This window comes from Cellulomonas chengniuliangii (genome assembly GCF_024508335.1).
In the GTDB taxonomy this organism is placed as follows: Bacteria; Actinomycetota; Actinomycetes; order Actinomycetales; family Cellulomonadaceae; genus Cellulomonas_A; species Cellulomonas_A chengniuliangii.
The window spans coordinates 970568-989044 of the sequence record NZ_CP101988.1 but is presented as its reverse complement, the minus strand read 5'-3'; the positions used below and the strand labels follow the sequence as shown (position 1 = coordinate 989044).

At 74.7% G+C, this 18477-nt stretch carries 16 protein-coding genes; 7 read left to right on the top strand and 9 right to left on the bottom strand.

Features of this window, described 5'->3' with window-relative positions; translation table 11 throughout:
• Positions 1-12: 12 nt before the first annotated feature.
• A complete protein-coding gene (locus NP064_RS04645) occupies positions 13-1656 on the top strand; it encodes a DUF885 domain-containing protein (protein WP_227570866.1) in 1644 nt (547 codons plus the stop codon).
• A gap of 83 nt (positions 1657-1739) precedes the next feature.
• Here the strand turns inward: NP064_RS04645 and NP064_RS04640 are convergent, their stop codons facing one another.
• Positions 1740-2417 carry a vitamin K epoxide reductase family protein gene (locus tag NP064_RS04640; protein ID WP_227583927.1) on the bottom strand — a complete coding sequence of 226 codons (678 nt, stop codon included), beginning with the start codon at positions 2415-2417 and terminating at the stop codon, positions 1740-1742.
• A 151-nt stretch (positions 2418-2568) separates the two neighbouring features.
• Here NP064_RS04640 and NP064_RS04635 point away from each other — a divergent pair, with 151 nt between their 5' ends.
• The 4 genes from NP064_RS04635 to NP064_RS04620 all read left to right on the top strand — a co-directional run bounded on the left by NP064_RS04635 (position 2569) and on the right by NP064_RS04620 (position 7849).
• The gene (locus NP064_RS04635; protein WP_227570829.1) at positions 2569-3282 is read left to right on the top strand and encodes a Maf family protein; all 714 of its coding nucleotides are present in this window, start codon (positions 2569-2571) and stop codon (positions 3280-3282) included.
• A gap of 181 nt (positions 3283-3463) precedes the next feature.
• Positions 3464-5263, top strand: coding sequence for an acetyl/propionyl/methylcrotonyl-CoA carboxylase subunit alpha (locus tag NP064_RS04630; protein ID WP_227570831.1), 1800 nt, complete (start codon positions 3464-3466; stop codon positions 5261-5263).
• A gap of 5 nt (positions 5264-5268) precedes the next feature.
• On the top strand, positions 5269-5763 hold the full coding sequence (locus NP064_RS04625) for an NUDIX domain-containing protein (RefSeq protein WP_227570832.1): 495 nt from the start codon (positions 5269-5271) through the stop codon (positions 5761-5763).
• A gap of 121 nt (positions 5764-5884) precedes the next feature.
• Positions 5885-7849 (top strand): endonuclease/exonuclease/phosphatase family protein, encoded by a 1965-nt coding sequence (locus tag NP064_RS04620; protein WP_227570835.1) that lies wholly within the window; start codon positions 5885-5887, stop codon positions 7847-7849.
• Positions 7850-7854: 5 nt separating this feature from the next.
• Here the strand turns inward: NP064_RS04620 and NP064_RS04615 are convergent, their stop codons facing one another.
• Positions 7855-9312, bottom strand: a complete 1458-nt coding sequence (locus NP064_RS04615; protein ID WP_227570836.1) for an NAD(P)H-quinone dehydrogenase — start codon at positions 9310-9312, stop codon at positions 7855-7857.
• A gap of 172 nt (positions 9313-9484) precedes the next feature.
• On the opposite strand from NP064_RS04615, the gene NP064_RS04610 reads away from it, so the two are divergent.
• Together NP064_RS04610 and NP064_RS04605 are read left to right on the top strand one after the other, a co-directional pair.
• A complete protein-coding gene (locus tag NP064_RS04610; protein WP_227570837.1) occupies positions 9485-10348 on the top strand; it encodes a purine-nucleoside phosphorylase in 864 nt (287 codons plus the stop codon).
• 5 nt (positions 10349-10353) lie between these two features.
• On the top strand, positions 10354-12249 hold the full coding sequence (locus NP064_RS04605) for a phospho-sugar mutase (protein WP_227570838.1): 1896 nt from the start codon (positions 10354-10356) through the stop codon (positions 12247-12249).
• 196 nt (positions 12250-12445) lie between these two features.
• Here NP064_RS04605 and NP064_RS04600 read toward each other — a convergent pair whose 3' ends face one another.
• The 7 genes from NP064_RS04600 to NP064_RS04570 all read right to left on the bottom strand — a co-directional run bounded on the left by NP064_RS04600 (position 12446) and on the right by NP064_RS04570 (position 18475).
• Complete coding sequence (locus NP064_RS04600) at positions 12446-13315, bottom strand: arginase family protein (protein ID WP_227570839.1); 870 nt, start codon at positions 13313-13315, stop codon at positions 12446-12448.
• Between the two features lie 268 nt (positions 13316-13583).
• A complete protein-coding gene (deoC, locus tag NP064_RS04595; RefSeq protein ID WP_227570840.1) occupies positions 13584-14258 on the bottom strand; it encodes a deoxyribose-phosphate aldolase in 675 nt (224 codons plus the stop codon).
• A complete protein-coding gene (locus NP064_RS04590; RefSeq protein ID WP_227570841.1) occupies positions 14255-15361 on the bottom strand; it encodes an adenosine deaminase in 1107 nt (368 codons plus the stop codon). The genes deoC and NP064_RS04590 overlap by 4 nt, the downstream gene beginning before the upstream one ends.
• A 35-nt stretch (positions 15362-15396) precedes the next feature.
• Positions 15397-15702, bottom strand: coding sequence for a hypothetical protein (locus tag NP064_RS04585; protein ID WP_227570842.1), 306 nt, complete (start codon positions 15700-15702; stop codon positions 15397-15399).
• Positions 15703-15804: 102 nt separating this feature from the next.
• Entirely contained in the window at positions 15805-16761 is a 957-nt protein-coding gene (locus NP064_RS04580; protein ID WP_227570843.1) for a hypothetical protein, read from the bottom strand.
• An 11-nt stretch (positions 16762-16772) separates the two neighbouring features.
• Positions 16773-18065 carry a thymidine phosphorylase gene (locus NP064_RS04575; protein ID WP_227570844.1) on the bottom strand — a complete coding sequence of 431 codons (1293 nt, stop codon included), beginning with the start codon at positions 18063-18065 and terminating at the stop codon, positions 16773-16775.
• Positions 18062-18475, bottom strand: coding sequence for a cytidine deaminase (locus NP064_RS04570; RefSeq protein WP_227570845.1), 414 nt, complete (start codon positions 18473-18475; stop codon positions 18062-18064). The genes NP064_RS04575 and NP064_RS04570 overlap by 4 nt, the downstream gene beginning before the upstream one ends.
• Between the last annotated feature and the right edge of the window lie 2 nt (positions 18476-18477).

Below are 18477 nucleotides of genomic sequence, written 5' to 3'. Positions count from 1 at the left end.
GCGCACGTCGCGATGGCCGCCCAGCTCGACCCGCTCGACGCCACCTCGATGGGCATCGCGGGCCACGACCACGAGATGACGGACCTCTCGCCTGCGGGCCACGAGGCCCGCGCCGAGGCCTCCCGCGCGACGCTGGTGGCCCTCGACGCCCACGCGCCGTCGGACTCCGTGGACGAGGTCACCGTCGCCGCGATGCGCGAGCGCCTGGGCCTCGAGCTCGAGCTGCACGAGGCGGGCGAGCTCCTGGCCTCCCTGAACAACATCGCGTCGCCGGTGCAGGCGTTGCGCGACGTCTTCGACATCATGCCGACGGGCGACCCCGAGGCGTGGGAGAACATCGCCGCCCGCCTCAACGCGCTGCCCGGCGCCGTCGACGGCTACGTGGAGTCCCTGCGCGAGGCCGCGAGCCGCGGCCGGGTGGCGGCGGTGCGCCAGGTGCGTGAGGCCGTCGCCCAGGCCGCCGAGCTCGCCGACCCGTCCACGTCGTTCTTCACCGGGCTGGTCCAGGGCCCCACGGTCGACGCCGCTCTCGACGGCTCGGCCGCGTGCCAGGCCATCCGCGGCGAGCTCGAGCTGGGCGCCCAGGCCGCGCGCCAGGCGTACGCCACCCTCACCTCCTTCCTCTCCGACGAGCTGGCCCCGCAGGCGCCGCAGGCGGACGCTGCAGGCCGCGAGCGCTACTCGCTGTGGTCGCGCTACTTCCTGGGCTCCACGGTGGACCTCGAGGAGACCTACCAGTGGGGCCTCGAGGAGCTCGCCCGGGTGATCGACGAGCAGGAGCGCGTCGCGGCGCAGATCTCCGGGCCCGGCGCCACGGTCGAGCAGGCCGTCGCCGACCTGGACGCCGACCCGGCGCTGGTGCTGCACGGCACGCAGGCGCTGCAGGCGTGGATGCAGGAGACGTCGGACGCGGCCATCGCGGCCCTGGACGGCGTCCACTTCGACATCCCGGGGCCGGTGCGCACCCTCGAGTGCATGATCGCCCCGACGCAGAACGGGGGCATCTACTACACCGGGCCGAGCGACGACTTCACGCGCCCGGGCCGGATGTGGTGGTCGGTGCCGCCGGAGGTCACCACCTTCAACACGTGGCGCGAGAAGACGACCGTCTACCACGAGGGCGTCCCGGGCCACCACCTGCAGGTCGGGCAGGCCGTGCACAGCCGCGCGACCCTCAACTCGTGGCGGCGGCTGGGCTGCTGGGTCTCGGGACACGGCGAGGGCTGGGCCCTGTACGCCGAACGGCTCATGGCCGACCTCGGGTTCCTGGACGCGCCGGGCGACCGGCTCGGCATGCTCGACGGCCAGCGCATGCGCGCCGCCCGCGTGGTGCTCGACATCGGCGTGCACCTGGGCCTCCCCGCGCCCGCGCGCTGGGGCGGGGGCACGTGGGACGCCGACAAGGCATGGGAGTTCCTCCGCGCCAACGTCAACATGCCCGAGCAGTTCGTGCGCTTCGAGCTGAACCGCTACCTGGGCTGGCCGGGCCAGGCGCCGTCGTACAAGATCGGCCAGCGCCTGTGGGAGCAGGCCCGCGACGACGCCGCGACGGCCGCCGCCGGCCGCGGCGAGGTCTTCGACCTGCGCCAGTTCCACGCCCGGGCCCTGGGCATGGGAGCCCTTCCGCTCGACGTGCTGCGGTCCGCCCTGGTCTGAGGACCTCCCGCACAGACAGCAGCGCCCGCCCTCGTCTCCGAGGGCGGGCGCTGCTGCGTGCGGCGGGTAGGGCGAGGGCCGGGTCAGGCGAAGACCGCGGCCCCGTACTTGAGGAGCACCAGCGCCACCAGCACGACGAGCCAGGCCGCGACGATGATGACGTCGTTGTCGGCGTCCACGAACTCCCGAGCGCTGCGCTGCGCCCGCGGCGGGAGGTACAGGTTGCCCTCCCGGATGTTGAAGTGCGTGAGCGTCGCGAACACCAGCGTGGTGGACAGCGTCACGAGCAGGCACCAGGGGCACAGCGCGCCGATCACCATCATCGACTGCTGGAAGAGCCAGTACGCGAACACCAGCCCGATCGTGTAGACGACCTGCGCGGAGAACATGAACCACCGCGGGAACCGGACCCCGCCCAGGCTGGCCACCGCGATAGTGATCACCACGGACTCGGCGATGAGGCCCAGGAACGCGTTCGGGAAGCCGAGGAGGCTGGCCTGCCAGGACAGGCCGACGGTCCCGCAGCTCACCACGGCGTTGAAGTCGCACGAGAGCTCGGCGGAGGGGTCGGCCGCGAGCGCCAGCGCCTCGACCGACAGCACGAAGGAGGCCGTCAGGCTGATGAGCGCGGAGAACAGCATCGTGCCGAAGATCCAGCCGCGGGAGTGGCGCAACGCGCGCAGGCGGCTCATCGGCCGGGTCTCTGGCTCCATCAGGTCGGTCATGGCGTCGGGGTCCTCGGGGTCGGGTCGGGATCGCACGGTTTTCTCCGATGATCGTCGTGTTCCGAGGCCCGCGGTGGGGACGTACGTCCCCGGGTCGGGAGCCGCCGGACAGCCTCGACGATAACGAGCCGTCGACCCGGTCCACCATCGCCTCGCCCCCAGCCGGGGGTCGGTAGGCTCGCTGGCCGTGACCCGACTGCTGCTCGCCTCCGCCTCCCCCGCCCGCCTCGCCACGCTCACGGCCGCCGGCATCGACCCCCTCGTCCGCGTCTCGCAGGTGGACGAGGACGCGGTGCTCGCCGCGGCGCGCGAGCGATTCGGCGCGCTGGAGCCCGCGGACGCTGTGCTCGTCCTCGCGCAGGCCAAGGCGGAGGACGTCGCCCGCGCGCTCGCCGCCGAGGACCTGGGCGCGGCGCCCGAGGACGGCCACGGCCCCGACGGCCTCCTGGTGCTGGGGTGCGACTCCATGCTGGAGATCGACGGCGAGGTGCTGGGCAAGCCCCGCGACGCCCGTGACGCGGCAGAGCGCTGGCGGGCGATGCGCGGGCGCTCCGGCGAGCTGCACACGGGGCACTGGCTGATCGACGAGCGCACCTCGCAGGCCGAGGGCGGCTCCGGCACCGGTGGCACCCTCGGGGCCGTGTCCTCCACGGTCGTGCACTTCGCGGACCTCTCCGACGCCGAGATCGACGCGTACGTCGCCACCGGGGAGCCGCTGGCCGTCGCGGGCGCCTTCACGCTCGACGGGCTGGGCGGCGCGTTCGTGACGGGCGTCGAGGGCGACCACCACGGGGTGGTGGGGCTGAGCCTGCCGCTGCTGCGCGAGCTGCTGGCCGAGGTCGGCGTGCTGATCCCCGAGCTGTGGCGCCCGGGCACGGCGCCCGCGCCGCAGCCCTCCTGAGCCGCGCTGCGCGCTGCCTTTGTCCGCATCTGACAATCGGCGCCGGGCGGAGCGGACACGTCGTCCACGTCCTCGTCGGATCCCTACAACTGCCCCGCGACCTGACTGGGCAGTTCCCCAATCTTCGGCCGGGAAGCGTGGCACGGCGGAGATGCCGACGCGGCTCGCGTTACGGTGAGCCGTGCCTGCCATCTCGAAGGTCCTCATCGCCAACCGCGGTGAGATCGCCGTGCGCATCGCCCGGGCCTGCCGGGACGCCCGCATCGGCTCCGTCGCCGTCTACGCCGACCCCGACCGGGAGTCCCTGCACGTGCGCCTCGCCGACGAGGCATTCGCGCTCGACGGCTCCCGCGCCCAGGAGACGTACCTGGACATCGGCAAGCTGCTGGACGTCGCGCGCCGCGCCGGCGCCGACGCCGTGCACCCCGGCTACGGCTTCCTCGCCGAGAACGCCGACTTCGCGCGGGCGGTGATCGACGCGGGGCTGGTCTGGATCGGCCCGCCCCCCACCGCCATCGAGCAGCTCGGCGACAAGGTCAGCGCGCGCCACATCGCGCTGCGCGCCGGCGCGCCGCTGGTGCCCGGCACCCCCGACCCGGTGGCCCACGTCAGCGAGATCCACGCCTTCGCCGAGCAGCACGGGCTACCCGTCGCGATCAAGGCGGCGTTCGGCGGCGGCGGCCGCGGCCTCAAGGTCGCCCGCCACGCGTCGGAGATCGACGAGATGTTCGAGTCGGCGGTGCGCGAGGCCACGGCCGCCTTCGGGCGCGGCGAGTGCTTCGTGGAGCGCTACCTGGACTCCCCCCGCCACGTCGAGACCCAGTGCCTCGCGGACGCGCACGGGACGGTCGTGGTGGTGTCGACGCGCGACTGCTCGCTGCAGCGCCGCCACCAGAAGCTGGTCGAGGAGGCCCCCGCGCCGTTCCTCACCGCCGAGCAGCGCGAGCAGCTCGTGACGTCGTCGGTCGCGATCCTGCGCGAGGCGGGCTACGTGGGCGCCGGCACGTGCGAGTTCCTCGTCGGGGTGGACGGCACGGTGTCCTTCCTCGAGGTCAACACCCGCCTGCAGGTCGAGCACCCGGTCACCGAGGAGATCAGCGGCGTGGACCTGGTCCGCGAGCAGCTGCGCATCGCCGCGGGAGAGCCGCTGGGGTACGACCATGTGGAGACCCGCGGGCACTCGATCGAGTTCCGGATCAACGGCGAGGACCCGTCGGCGGGCTTCCTGCCCGCCCCCGGGCGGCTGACCACGCTCCGCTTCCCGTCCGGGCCCGGCGTGCGGGTCGACTCCGGGGTGGTCGAGGGCGACACGGTCTCCGGGGCCTTCGACTCCATGATCGCCAAGCTCATCATCACGGGGGCCACGAGGTCGCAGGCCCTCGAACGGGCCCGCCGCGCCCTCGCGGAGCTCGAGGTGGTCGGCATCCCCACCGTCGTCCCGTTCCACCGGGCGGTGCTCGAGGACGAGGCGTTCGCGCCGGCCGACCCGGCCGTCCCGTTCAGCGTGCACACCCGCTGGATCGAGACGGAGTTCGCCCACCGGCTGCCCGGGCTGGCCGCGCCCGGCGCGCCCGCGTCGAACGGCGCCCCGTCGGAGGCCCAGGACGAGCCGGTGGCGCTCGAGCGGGTCATCGTCGAGGTCGGCGGCAAGCGGCTCGAGGTGGTCATCCCCGCCTCGCTCGCACGGAGCGTGGGCACGGGCCGGCCGGCCACGGCCAACCGGCGCCCGGTGCGGCGCGCCGCCGCCCGCGCGGTCGGGTCCAACGGCGTGACCCTGGCCTCGCCCATGCAGGGCACGATCGTCAAGGTGGCCGTGGCCGACGGCGCCGAGGTCGCAGCGGGCGACCTCGTGGTGGTCCTTGAGGCGATGAAGATGGAGCAGCCGCTGCTGGCCCACCGCGCCGGGCGCGTCACGGGGCTGTCGGCGGGCGTCGGGTCGAGCGTCAGCGCCGGCACAGCGATCTGCGACATCGTCGGCTGACGACCATGGGGCCGGACAGTCTCCGCAAGGCGCACCACCCCCAGCCGGGCGACGGGTGGGTCGAGTGCGACTGCGGGCGCCGACACTGGGGGCTGCACGGCGCCGCCGGGCTGCTGGTCGCACGCCCCGCGCACGGGCCGGTCACGGACATCGTGCTCCAGCACCGCGCGACGTGGAGCGACGAGGGCGGAACGTGGGGCGTCCCGGGCGGGGCCCGGATGCCGGGCGAGACCGCCGCCGCCGCGGCGCTGCGCGAGGCGGGCGAGGAGGCGGGCATCGATCCAGCCGCCGTGCGGGTGGTCGGCGAGCACCTGCTCGACCACGGGCCGTGGGGCTACACGACGGTGCTCGCCCGCGCGATCGCCCCGTTCGAGCCCGCCGCCACGGACGCGGAGAGCCTCGAGGTGCGCTGGGCGCCCGTCGACGAGGTCGAGGGCCTGCCGCTGCTCGGCGAGTTCGGGCGCGCCTGGCCGCTGCTGCGCGCCCGGCTCGAGGAATAGCCGCCCAGCCCTGGGAGGGCTCGCCGCCAGGCCTGACACGGCGTCACGCGCCAGCACGGCGGTGCTCGCTGACCTGGGCCCTCGTCCCGGCCCGCGTCCGCCGCGAGGTACCGTGGCGGCCGTGACGAGCCCTGACCGCACCAGCCCTCCCGACGCCGGGACCCCCACCCGGGTGGTCCTCGTCGCACTGCTCTCCGTCCTGGCCATCGAGGCGGTCCGCGCGAGCGGGCCGCTGCTCGACCGCGCCTTCGCCTCGGGCGTGGTGACGGTTGGCGTCACGGCCCTCACGACCTACGCCGCGGTGGGACTGGTGGTCGCCGCCCTCCTGCTCGGGACCGGCCGCCTCGCCGCCGGCGCCCCGTCGGGCCGCACCGTGCTCGCGGGTGCTCTGCTGCTCGGGGTGGCCCGCCTCGCGGTCCAAGCCCTTGAGGGCGCCGCCCGGTTCGCTGTCGGCCTCGGGACCGCCGCCGTGGCCGTGGCGGCGCTCACGCTCGCGGTCGCCTTCGTCGCAGGGCGGCGGCACGGAGCCCGGGAGGCCGCCATCGGGCTGGCCCTGGGCGCCGGGCTGGCCGCTGCCCTGCAGCTCGCGCTGGGCACCTGGGACGCCTACTGGCGGCACGGCCCGCTCGGGTGGGCGATCACCGTGGCCCTCGTGCTCGGGACCGTCGCCGTGGCCCGCGTCGTGCGCCACGAGGTCGTGGACATGCGCCCTCGCCGCCTATGGGTGCTCGGCCCGTTCCTCGCGATCGCCGTCATGGTGCTCGCCAACCCGGCCTTCGCCGCCTCCCAGTCCGGGTCGCGGCTCGACGTCGCCGGGCTGGTCGTCGTCGGTGCCTCCACCGTCGCGGTGTGGCTGATGCTCGACCCGCAGCGGCTCAACGGCGAGACCCGTGTGCTGGCGGCCGTCACCACACCCCTCGCGCTGCTCGCCGCCTTCCTCACCCAGGGGACCAGCGCCCTGGTCGCCGTCGCGGCACTCGGCGTCGCCGCGCCTGTCGTCCTCGTGACCGCCCTCAGCACCCGGCGCCCCGCTCCGCGGGGCGGTGTGCGGATGACGCTCGCCGGAGCCGTCGTGGGCCTCGCCCTGATCCTCCCGCTCGCGCTGTACCTGGTGGACTACGACGTCCCCCTGGGGATCGACAACGCGTGGGTGCTCGTCGGCGCCGGTGTGGCGCTGGCGTGCGGTGGCCTCCGCCGCAGGCTTCCCCCGCCGCCCGGAACGGATCCAAGGGCCTCCGAGCCGGAGCCGGAGGCCCCGCGCTCGAACCCGGTGCGGGCCAACGCACTCCGGCTGCTGGTGATCCCGGCCGTGGTGCTCGCGCTGGTGGGCTGGGTCCCGTCGAGCCCAGGATCAGCCTCGTCGGAGCGGGCGCGCTCCGACGAGCTGGTGCTGCTCAGCTGGAACCTGCACTACGGCGTCGAGCCGGCCACTGACGTGGACCTCGAGCGCATCGCCACGGTGATCGAGCAGCAGGACCCCGACGTCGTCGCGCTCCAAGAGGTCTCCCGCGGCTGGGTGCTGGGCGGTGGCGTTGACATGGCCACGTGGCTGTCGCACCGGCTCGGCATGGAGCTGGCCTACGCTCCGGCGGCGGACGCGCAGATGGGCAATGCCCTGCTCTCCCGGTCCGCGCTGGCCGACCAGGTGGCCACCGCGCTGCCGATCGGCGCCGGCCCGCAGCGGCGGTCTGCGATCACGGCCACCGTGACACTCGCCGGCGGCGACCCGATCCGGCTGACGTCCGTCCACCTGCAGCACCGTGAGGAGAACACCCCCACGCGCATCGACCAGCTCGAGACGCTGCTGGCGGCCGTCCCGCACGGCGGCGAGCCCGCCGTGATCGCGGGCGACCTGAACGCGGAGCCGGGATGGCCCGAGATCGAGCTCCTGGAGGACGCGGGCTGGTCCAGCGCGATCGACTCCGCGGGCGACGCGGACGCCCTCACGTTCCCCAGCGACGACCCGCAGGTGCGGATCGACTGGGTGCTGGGGGCGCAGGTCGCCTTCAGCGACGTGCGGGTGCTCACCGGGCTCGGCTCGTCCGACCACCTGCCGATCGTGGCCCGGGTGCGGCCCGCGGGCTGAGCCGCCTAGCCCTCCTGGACGTTGTGCAGCATCCGCGCCACCTCGGCGATCGACCCGGTGATCGACGGGTAGACGGTGAACGCGCTCGCCACGTCGTCCACGGTGAGGCGGTGCGTCACCGCGAGCGTGATCGGGAAGATGAGCTCGCTGGCCCGCGGCGCCACGACCACTCCTCCGAGCACCTGCCCGGTGGGATGGGCGAAGAGCTTCACGAAGCCGTCCCGCAGGCCGAGCATCTTGGCGCGGGGGTTGTGGGCCAGTGGCAGCATGCTCGTCACATAGACCTCGCCCCGCGCGTCGAGCGCCGCCTGGCTGGCACCGACCGTCGCGATCTCGGGCGCCGTGAAGATGTTCGCGGCCACCCCCGGCAACGAGAGCGGGACCACGGCGTCGCCCAGCGCGTGCGACATCGCGATGCGGCCCTGCATGGCCGCCACCGAGGCCAGCGGCAGCACCCCCGTCACGTCGCCCGCCGCGTACACGCCCCGCGCCGACGTCCGCGACACCTTGTCGACCTCGATGTGCCCGCTCGGCGTCAGCCGCACCCCGGCGGCCTCGAGCCCCAGCCCGGCGGTGCTGGGAACCGAGCCGACGGCCATCAGCGCGTGCGAGCCCTCCACGGTGCGTCCATCAGTGAGCGTGACCAGCACGCCGTCTGCCGTCCGTCGCACGGACTGCGCCCGGGAGCGCGCCATGACCGTCATCCCACGGCTGCAGAGCACCTCCTCGATGAGCTCGGCCGCGTCGGCGTCCTCCCCCGGTAGCACCCGGTCCCGGCTGGAGACCAGCACCACGTCAGAGCCGAGCGAGACGTACGCGCCAGCGAACTCGGCTCCCGTGACGCCCGAGCCCACCACCACGAGCCGCTCTGGGAGGGCCTTCAGGTCGTAGAGCTGGGTCCAGGTGAGGATCCGCTCGCCATCCGGCTGGGCGTCGGGCAGCACGCGGGGGGTGGCGCCGGTCGCCACCAGCACGACGTCGGCCTTGAGCGTGTGCTCGCCGCCGCCGTTCTCCTGCGCGATCACCCGCTGCCGTCCGTCGAGCCGTGCCGTGCCGAGCAGTACCCGGACGCCCTCGCGGTCCAGGCGTGCGCGAATGTCCTGCGACTGGGCCGCGGCGAGCGCGAGGACCCGGGCGTTGACGTCGTCGAGGTCGACGTGGTGGCGGTCAGACTCGGTCGGGTGGCGGTGCTCCGGCAGCGTGGCGTCGGCGACGCCCGGCACGTCCAAGCGGATGCCCAGGTCCGGGGCGCGGTCCGCGATGGTCATCCACTCCGCTGTGGCGATCAACGTCTTCGAGGGGACCGCATCGGTGAGCACCGCGGCGCCGCCGAGCCCGGCGCGCTCCACCACCGTGACGTGCGCGCCGAGCCGTCGTGCGACGAGCGCGGCCTCGTATCCTCCGGGGCCGCCGCCGATGACGACGACACGGCTGGCCTGCAGGTCGTGGATGGGGGTGTTCACGCCCCCATTGTGCCGTGGCGCCCGACCTGGGGGGCCTCGACCCGGCGTGTCTGGGTCTTCGGTCCCTTCACGGGCGCCCTCGGGCGGCGCCGTGGCGGCACGCCCTGGCCGGCCCTGCCCCGCGCGTCCCCCGTGTGCGGGCTCGACCCTCGATGGCGGTTAGCCTCGGGGCATGCCTGAACTCGACGACCCCCGCACCGACCCCTTCGACGTCGCCCGGCTCGCCGCCGCCCATCTGGCGAGCGCCACCGGCGTCGAGCGCCATGACATCGCCCTCGTGCTCGGCTCGGGCTGGGGCGGCGCCGCCGACCTGCTCGGGGAGACCATCGCCGAGGTCCCCAGCCACGAGATCCCCGGGTTCTCGGCCCCCGCCGTGCCCGGGCACGTGGGCACCACGCGCTCGATCCGGGTCGCCGGCGAGAACGGCGCGCCAGACCGCCACGTGCTGGTGATCGGATCGCGCACCCACCTGTACGAGGGCCGCGGGGTGCGCCGCGTGGTGCACGGGATGCGCACCGCCGCCGCCGCCGGCGCGCACACCGTCGTGCTGACCAACGGCTGCGGGGGGCTCAACCTCGACTGGGCGCCCGGCACGCCCGTCCTGATCCGCGACCACATCAACCTCACCGCCACCTCTCCGCTCGAGGGCGCGACGTTCGTCGACCTCACCGACCTGTACGCCGAGCGCCTGCGCCAGGTCGCGCGCGCCGTCGACCCGACTCTCGCCGAGGGCGTCTACGTCCAGTTCCGCGGGCCGCACTACGAGACCCCCGCCGAGGTGACCATGGCCGGCCGGATGGGCGGCGACCTGGTGGGCATGTCGACCGCCCTCGAGGCGATCGCGGCGCGTCAGGCGGGCATGGAGGTCCTCGGGCTCTCGCTCGTGACGAACCTGGCCGCCGGCATCAGCCCCGTGCCGTTGTCCCACCAGGAGGTCATCGAGGCCGGCCAGGCCGCCGGCCCGCGCATCAGCGCCCTCCTCGCCTCGATCGTGCGACGCCTGGACGACGCGTCGACGACCACGTCGGTAGATTGAGCGTCATGGCGACCGCCGACACATGGCCCGAGATCCAGGATCAGGCTCGCGCATGGATCGCTGACGATCCAGATCCCAGCACCGCGGCCGAGCTCGCCGACCTGCTCGCGCGGGCGACCACGTCCCTGGACGAGGTCGAGGCCGTGCGCGGCTCGGGCAGGCCGCTGACCCCCGAGCAGGAGCGCCTCTCGGCCGACGTCGAGCAGGCCCGCGCCGAGCTCGAGGACCGCTTCGCGGGGACCCTGCAGTTCGGCACCGCCGGACTGCGGGGCGCCATCGCCGCAGGCCCGAACCGGATGAACCGCGCGGTGGTGATCCGGGCCGCCGCGGGCCTGGCCGGGTACCTGAACGCGCAGCTGCCGGGCGCCAAGCCCGCCCCGCGGGTGGTCATCGGGTACGACGCGCGGCACCGGTCCGCGGACTTCGCGCGTGACACCGCGGCCGTCATGACGGCCGCGGGCATCGAGGCGCTGCTGCTGCCCTCCGCGCTGCCGACGCCCGTGCTGGCCTTCGCGGTGCGGCACCTGGGAGCCGAGGCCGGGGTCATGGTGACCGCCAGCCACAACCCCCCGCAGGACAACGGCTACAAGGTCTACCTGGGCGGCCGCGCGGCCGGGGGCGGGGCGCAGGGCTCGCAGATCGTGCCGCCGGCGGACGCGGCCATCGCCGCCGAGATCGCCCGCGTCACGTCCGTCGCGTCCGTGCCGCGCGCGGACTCCGGTTGGACGGTGCTCGGGCCTGACGTGCTCGACGCGTACGTCGCGTCGGTGCTGACGCTGGCAGACCCGAGCGACGCTGCGCGGATGCGGGCGAGCGGGCTCAAGGTCGTCCTGACGCCGCTGCACGGCGTGGGCGGGGCCGTGGCCACGCGCGTCCTGGCGGCCGCCGGTTTCGGCGACGTGACCCTGGTGCCGGAGCAGGCCGAGCCCGACCCCGACTTCCCCACCGTGGCCTTCCCGAACCCGGAGGAGCCCGGCGCGATGGACTACGCGCTCGGCCTCGCGGCGGCGGAGTCGGCGGACCTGGTGCTCGCCCTAGACCCGGACGCCGACCGGTGTGCGGTCGCCGTCGACGACCCGATGTCGCGCTCCTACCGCGGGCCGGACACCGCCGCGGCCGACGGCTGGCGGATGCTGCGGGGTGACGAGGTGGGCGCGTTGCTGGGGGCCTTGGCGGCGGGCCGCATCGCGGGCGCCGGCACGTTCGTCGCCAGCACGCCGGACGAGCGCGAGCTCGTGTTCGCGAACTCGATCGTCTCGTCGCGGCTGCTGTCGCAGATCGCGCAGGCCGCGGGCGCCCGGCACGAGGAGACCCTCACGGGCTTCAAGTGGATCTCCCGCGTGGACGGCCTCGTGTTCGGGTACGAGGAGGCGCTCGGGTACTGCGTCGACCCGGCGCACGTGCGGGACAAGGACGGCATCTCAGCGGCGCTCGTGATCGCGCAGCTCGCGGCCACGTTGAAGGCCGACGGCCGCACCCTCCTCGGGGTGCTGGACGACCTGGCCCGCGACCACGGCCTGCACATGACCGACCAGCTCTCGGTGCGGTTCACGGACCTCGCCCAGATCCCCGCGACGATGGCGCGTCTGCGGGACAACCCGCCGGCCACCCTCGGCGGCTCGCCGGTGACCAAGGTCGTCGACCTGGAGGCGGGCACCGACGCCGAGCGCGGCGGCCTGCCGCCGACCGTCGGGCTGCGACTGCTCGCGGAGGACGGCACCCGGGTCATCGTGCGGCCCAGCGGCACCGAGCCGAAGGTCAAGTGCTACCTCGAGGTGATCGTCGAGGTCGGCGAGCACGCGAGCGAGCCGAAGGTCATGAGCGCTCGGCGGCACGCGCGTGATCGGCTCGACGCGGTGCGCCGCGACACCGAGGCGGCGCTGGGCATCACCGGGGCCTGACCGGGCCCGCACGCGAGGAGACAGGTGGTTCCGGAGGGAACCGCTCGAGCAGCACCGAAGCTCCCGGTCAGGGTTGTCTGACCGGGAGCTTCGTGGTTCTCCGGGGTCTGCTGGGCCGTTCTGAGTCGCTCGCGGACGCCGACGAGGTGGCCCGGCGCGCGTCCCGGCGGTGGCCGGGTGAGGTGGTCGTCCGGGCTCACCGGGTCGGAGCCGGCGCGCCCAGGAGCTCCAGCAGGCCCAGGGCCGCGTCGCGCATGCGGTCGTCGACGTCGTGGGTCGGGTCCCACGAGGCGACGGTCGCCGACGCGAGCGGGAGCCGGGCGACGGCGTCGAGCACCGTGGCGCGCACCTCGTCGGGCGTGAGGCCACCCGGCGCGGCGAAGGAGTTCGCCGGCGGGAGGGACGTGTCGTGCACGTCGAGGTCGACGTGCACGTGCACCGCGTCCGCGTGCGCGGCCACCCGGTCGAGCACGCTCCCCGCCCGACCCGCCCGGACGTCGGCCACGGTCAACCACGTCGGTCCCGGGCCATCCAGGAGCCGGCGCTCGGCCTCGTCGACCTGGTGGCCGCCGACGAGCACCGTGCGGTCGTCGGGCAACGGCGCGTGGCCGGGCACGCTCGCGGCGAGCTCCTCCCAGCACCGACCCGTGGTCATCGCCAGGCTCATGCCGTCGAAGAACCCGGTCGCCGAGGTCGCGGGCGTCTGCAGGTCGCCGTGGGCGTCAAACCACAGGACCGCCACGCACCGCTCGGGCGCGAGGGCACGCAGGCCGGCGACGACTCCGAGCGTCGCCCCGCAGTTGCCAGCGAGCACCACCGGCAGGTGGCCGGCGTGGGCGGCGACGTCCTGCGCGACGAGCCGCATCACCTCGGCGCCCGCGGCGGCCTCGACGGTCGGACCGGGGTTGGCTGCGAGCCGGATGCGCCCGTGGTCGACGACAGCACCGTGGCGGGCCAGCCGCTGAGCAGCACCTGCGGCGACGAGGGCGGTCGGGCCGGCGCCGAGGCGCACATCCCGGCAGCCCGAGTCGTAGGGGACCTCCAGCAGGCGTATCTGGGCGGACATGGCATCCACTATGCCCGTGGGCACATGGCGGTGGGGCCGTCCGAGCCGATCCCGCGCTCCCCCGCCACCGGTGCGTGTCACATGGTGGACGCCACTCTGCGCGCAGATCGGGTGGCGGCGCTGGGACAGTCCCTGGAGGTGCGCCTGGCGCCGAGGGGCGAACGCGTCGCGAGGTCAGCGGGTTCGGACAGCACCCAAAGAGACGGCGGGCTCCCCTCGGGGAGCCCGCCGTCTCAGCGGTCTAGCCGTCTAGCCGTCTGGCAGGAGCTCAGTAGCCCGCGTCGGCCTCGAGGCCGGCCAGGACGGCCGCGGTGCCCGACAGGCCCAGACGGGTCGCCCCCGCCTCGATCATCGCCAGCGCGTCGGCGCTCGTGCGGACGCCGCCGGAGGCCTTGATGCCCAGCCGCCCCCCGACGGTCGCGTGCATCAGCTCGATGGCGTGCACCGTGGCGCCGCCGGCGGGGTGGAACCCGGTCGAGGTCTTGACGAAGTCCGCGCCCGCGGCCTCGGCGGCCTGGCACACCGCGACGATCTCCTCGTCGGTCAGCGCCGCGGACTCGATGATGACCTTGAGCACGACGGGGGCCGGCGTGGCCGCCCGGACAGCCGCGATGTCAGCCTGCACCGCGGCGAACTCGCCGGCCTTCGCGGCGCCCACGTCGATGACCATGTCGACCTCGTCAGCGCCGTCGGCCACCGCGCGAGCGGCCTCGGCGGCCTTGACCTCGCTGTGGTGCTTGCCGGACGGGAAGCCGCACACGGTCGCGACCTTCAGGCCGCCCGCGTCGAGGGGGAGGAACGACGGCGACACGCACACCGAGTACACGCCCAGCCGCTGCCCCTCCGCGACGAGGTCGGCGACGTCCTGCGCCGTGGCCTCGGGCTTGAGGAGGGTGTGGTCGACGTACTGGGCGAGGGTCGTGGGGTCGATGTGGTGGGTCATGCGCGGTGCCTCCCGCTGCCGTTCTGCGAATACGCCGGGAGGATCACCCGGTCGATCAGCTCGCGCCGCTGCGGCAGCGCGAGGAAGGAGTGCTCGGCGGCGGTGACGGTCACGTCCCGCACGTCGTCGAGGGTCCAGCCCGCCTCCTTGGCCAGGAGGGCCAGCTCGCGGGTCAGCGTGGTGCCGGACTGCAGGCGGTTGTCGGTGCTCACCGTGACCGCGAAGCCCAGCGACCGCAGCACCGTCACCGGGTGCTGGGCGATCGACTCCGCCGCGCCTGTCTGCAGGTTCGACGAGGGGCACAGCTCGAGCGGGATCTGCCGGTCGAGCACCCACTGCGCCAACCGCCCCAGCCGGGCGCCCGGAGCGCCGTCCAGGCCGGTCGTGACGGTGATGTCGTCCATGATCCGCACGCCGTGGCCGAGCCGGAGGGCGCCAGCGACGTGCAGCGCCTCGGCGATCGACTGCAGGCCGTCCGCCTCGCCCGCGTGCACGGTCACCGGGAAGCTGGCCGCTCGCAGGGCGCCGAACGCGGAGGCCTGCCGAGAGGGCGGGAAGCCCTTCTCGGCGCCGGCGATGTCGAAGCCGACCACGCCCCGATCACGGTTCGCCAGTGCGAGCGCCGCGATCTCGTCGCCTCGGTCCGCGTGCCGCATCGCGGTGAGCAGCGTGCCGACCTGGATCCGGCGGCCCTGCGCGGCGGCCTGGGCCACCCCCTCGGCGAACCCCTCCTGCACGGCGTCGACCACCTGCTGCAGCGTGAGGCCGCCCTGCTGGTGCTGCTCGGGAGCGTAGCGCTGCTCGGCGTAGACGACGCCGTCCGCGGCCAGGTCCAGCACCGACTCCCGGGCGACCCGCCGCAGGTTGTCGGCCGTCTGCATCACGGCGACGGTGTGCGTGAAGGTCTCGAGGTACCGCTCGAGCGAGCCGGAGTCGGCAGCCGCGACGAACCAGCGTCCCAGCTCCTGCGGGTCCGTGGTCGGCAGCGGGTGGCCGGCCACCCCCGCGAGCTCGACGATGGTCGCCGGCCGCAGTCCGCCGTCGAGGTGGTCGTGAAGCAGCACCTTGGGCAGGGCGGCGATCTGATCGGCGGCGAGGGTCATGGTCCCACCGTAGTGGTCGGTGGGGACTACTCCGATCAGGGGTAGTCGTCCCGCTCGTCGGGCGGTACCTCACGGGTCTGCTCGGTCACGTCGGCCACGTTCGCCTGGTCGTCGAGGTCGGGCCGTGGCGCGCCGGGACGGTACTCCTCGACCACATCGGCGGCAGGGTCGACGACGGCCACGTCGGTGTCCGCCTCGTCCTCGCGCAGCTCGTCGGCGGCTTCCGCGTCACCGAGCTCGTCGAGCTCGAACGGCGCGGGTTCCACCTCGGCGGCATCCCGCAGTGAGGGCTTGGTCAGGCCGGCGTCGCGCCAGGAGTCCTGGCCGGGCACGGTGCTCATAGTTCCTCCCGGGGGATGAGGATGGCTCGTGCGATTCCATCGTGGACCGCGGCGGGGGCCGTTGCCAACCGGGCGGCCTGCCTCCCCCGGGAGGCGCCGGGCTCAGGCCTCGTGCCGCGCGGCAGGCTGCGCGGGGAGCAGCGCCCAGCACACGTGCGACCAGCCGCCGTAGGCCGCGCGCGGGGCCCCGCCGTCGAGCAGCGCGTGCTCGGCGAGCACATGCTCTCGGCCGCTGGACGGCTCGTAGACCCGCAGGCCAGCCGTCTCCGCCGTGTCCGCTGCCGTGTCGAGGCCGGTGAGGAGGACGACGTGGCGGGGCACGGCCGCGGCCCAGCCGTCCGACGTGTCACCGCCGGTGTACAGCGGCACCGGGACCCCCTGCGCGAGCGCGCAGCGCACGCGGGCCAGCATGCCGCCGATCTCGTCGGGGCGGGTGTCGTCAAGCATCACCGACCGGTAGGAGGTCGACCGCTGACCGCCCGCCCGCGCGCCGAGCTCGCTGGCGACGCGCGCCGCGCCCCACGGCGGGGTGCCGAGCGCCGTCGGCCATGGGAGGACGCCGAGCACCGCCCGGCGCGTGCTGCGCACGTGCAGAGCAGCCTGCAGCCCGGCCAGGCGCCCGGCGGGCCCCGTGGACGACCCGAGCCCCTCCAGCACAGGCGGCCGGCGGCCGGGCACGTCCCCTGTGACAAGCCACAGCGCGACCGCCGGGTCGGCATGCGCCGCGATCATGGCCAGCACGGCCGCTCCGCAGGCCGTCTCGTCGACTTGGCGCGCGGCCGCGGTGCCGAACCGCAGCACGCCAGTTCCGGGCGCCGGGCGCAAGGGGTCGACAACCTGCCACGCCTCCCGGTCGGAGAGCCCGTCGACCCGCGCGACCAGGTCCGCGGCGGCCGCGGCGGGAAGCCCGCTGGCGCGCTCGCGCACCTGGTCGGGGCACGGCCGGGAAGGCCTGGCCCCGACCGGTCCGACGGCGTCGTCAGCGGACGGGCGCGGGCCCGCCAGGTCGAGCGGGACGGCGCCTCCGCGCAACGCGCGGAGGACGCTCGTCAGCTGCACAGCCGCTGGCGTCACTCGCCGATGCGGTCGAGGACCAGCGGACGCGGGGCCGCCGCGGCGGCGCCCTGGTCGATGCGCACGGCGCCCTCGAGCGCCTCACGCGCCCGGCCGAAGCGCTCCGGGGTGTCGGTGTGCAGCGTGAGCAGCGGCTGGCCGGCGCGCACCCGGTCGCCCGGCTTGGCGTGCAGCTCGATGCCGGCGGCAGCCTGCACCGGGTCCTCCTTGCGGGCACGCCCGGCGCCGAGCCGCCACGCGGCCACCCCGACGGCGTAGGCGTCGAGGCCTGTCAGGACGCCGTCGGACGAGGCCAGGACCTGCTCCGTCTCCTTCGCGACCGGCAGCGGCGCGTCCACGTCGCCGCCCTGGGCCGCGATCATCCGGCGCCACACGTCCATCGCCCTGCCGTCGGCGAGCGCGGCCGCCGGGTCGGCGTCCGGCTGCCCGGCAGCCGTGAGCATCTCCCGGGCCAGCGCCACGGTCAGCTCGACGACGTCCGCGGGGCCTCCCCCGGCGAGCACCTCGACCGACTCGCGGACCTCGAGGCCGTTGCCCGCGGTGAGCCCGAGGGGCGTCTCCATGTCGGTGAGCAGCGCGACGGTCCGCACCCCGGCGTCCGTGCCGAGCTCGACCATCGTGCGGGCCAGCTCGCGAGCGCGGTCGATGTCCTTCATGAACGCGCCCGAGCCGACCTTGACGTCGAGCACCAACGAACCGGTGCCCTCGGCGATCTTCTTGCTCATGATCGAGCTCGCGATCAACGGGATGGCCTCGACCGTCGAGGTGACGTCGCGCAGCGCGTAGAGCTTGCGGTCCGCCGGCGCCAGGCCGGAGCCGGCCTGGCAGATGACGGCGCCCACGTCCTCGAGCTGGGTCATCATCTCGTCGTTGCTGAGCGCGGCGCGCCAGCCGGGAATGGCCTCGAGCTTGTCGAGCGTGCCGCCCGTGTGGCCCAGCCCGCGGCCCGAGAGCTGCGGCACCGCGACGCCGAACGCGGCGACCAGGGGCGCCAGCGGCAGCGTGATCTTGTCGCCGACCCCACCGGTGGAGTGCTTGTCGGCCGTCGGGCGGGACAGGCCGGAGAAGTCCATCCGCTCGCCGCTCGCGATCATCGCGCCGGTCCACCGGGCGATCTCGGCCCGGTCCATGCCGTTGAGCAGGATGGCCATCGCGAGAGCCGCCATCTGCTCCTCGGCGACGACGCCACGGGTGTACGCGTCGACCACCCAGTCGATCTGGGCGTCCGACAGGCGGCCCTTGTCCCTCTTCGTGCGGATGACGTCGACCGCGTCCAGCTGCTCGCTCATCGTGCTGCCCTCTCCACCAGGTCGTCCGGCCCGAAAGCGTCGGGCAGCACCTCGGTCATCGGCTTGATGCCGCTGACGGTGTCCACCAGCAGCGACGGCCCGCCGTGCTCCCACAGGAGCTGGCGGCACCGCCCGCACGGCATCAGCGCGTTGCCGTGCTGGTCGACGCAGGCGAACGCCACCAGGCGCCCGCCGCCGCTGACGTGCAGCCCGGACACGAGCGCGCACTCCGCGCACAGCGTCAGGCCCAGCGACGCGTTCTCCACGTTGCAGCCCACCACGACGCGGCCGTCGTCCACCAGGGCGGCGACGCCGACCGGGAACTTGGAGTACGGCACGTAGGCACGGGTCATGACGTCGCGCGCCGCGGCGCGCAGGGCGTCCCAGTCGATCTCGGGGGTCTGGCTCATGT

Bases quoted from the DNA above. Each gene is read 5' to 3' on its own strand.
- NP064_RS04645 (WP_227570866.1), top strand. From the start codon at position 13: ATGGCCGCCCAGCTCGACCCGCTCGACGCCACCTCGATGGGCATCGCG.
- NP064_RS04625 (WP_227570832.1), top strand. From the start codon at position 5,269: ATGGGGCCGGACAGTCTCCGCAAGGCGCACCACCCCCAGCCGGGCGAC.
- NP064_RS04610 (WP_227570837.1), top strand. From the start codon at position 9,485: ATGCCTGAACTCGACGACCCCCGCACCGACCCCTTCGACGTCGCCCGG.
- NP064_RS04605 (WP_227570838.1), top strand. From the start codon at position 10,354: ATGGCGACCGCCGACACATGGCCCGAGATCCAGGATCAGGCTCGCGCA.
- NP064_RS04600 (WP_227570839.1), bottom strand. From the start codon at position 13,315: ATGTCCGCCCAGATACGCCTGCTGGAGGTCCCCTACGACTCGGGCTGC.
- deoC (WP_227570840.1), bottom strand. From the start codon at position 14,258: ATGACCCACCACATCGACCCCACGACCCTCGCCCAGTACGTCGACCAC.
- NP064_RS04590 (WP_227570841.1), bottom strand. From the start codon at position 15,361: ATGACCCTCGCCGCCGATCAGATCGCCGCCCTGCCCAAGGTGCTGCTT.
- NP064_RS04585 (WP_227570842.1), bottom strand. From the start codon at position 15,702: ATGAGCACCGTGCCCGGCCAGGACTCCTGGCGCGACGCCGGCCTGACC.
- NP064_RS04575 (WP_227570844.1), bottom strand. From the start codon at position 18,065: ATGAGCGAGCAGCTGGACGCGGTCGACGTCATCCGCACGAAGAGGGAC.
- NP064_RS04570 (WP_227570845.1), bottom strand. From the start codon at position 18,475: ATGAGCCAGACCCCCGAGATCGACTGGGACGCCCTGCGCGCCGCGGCG.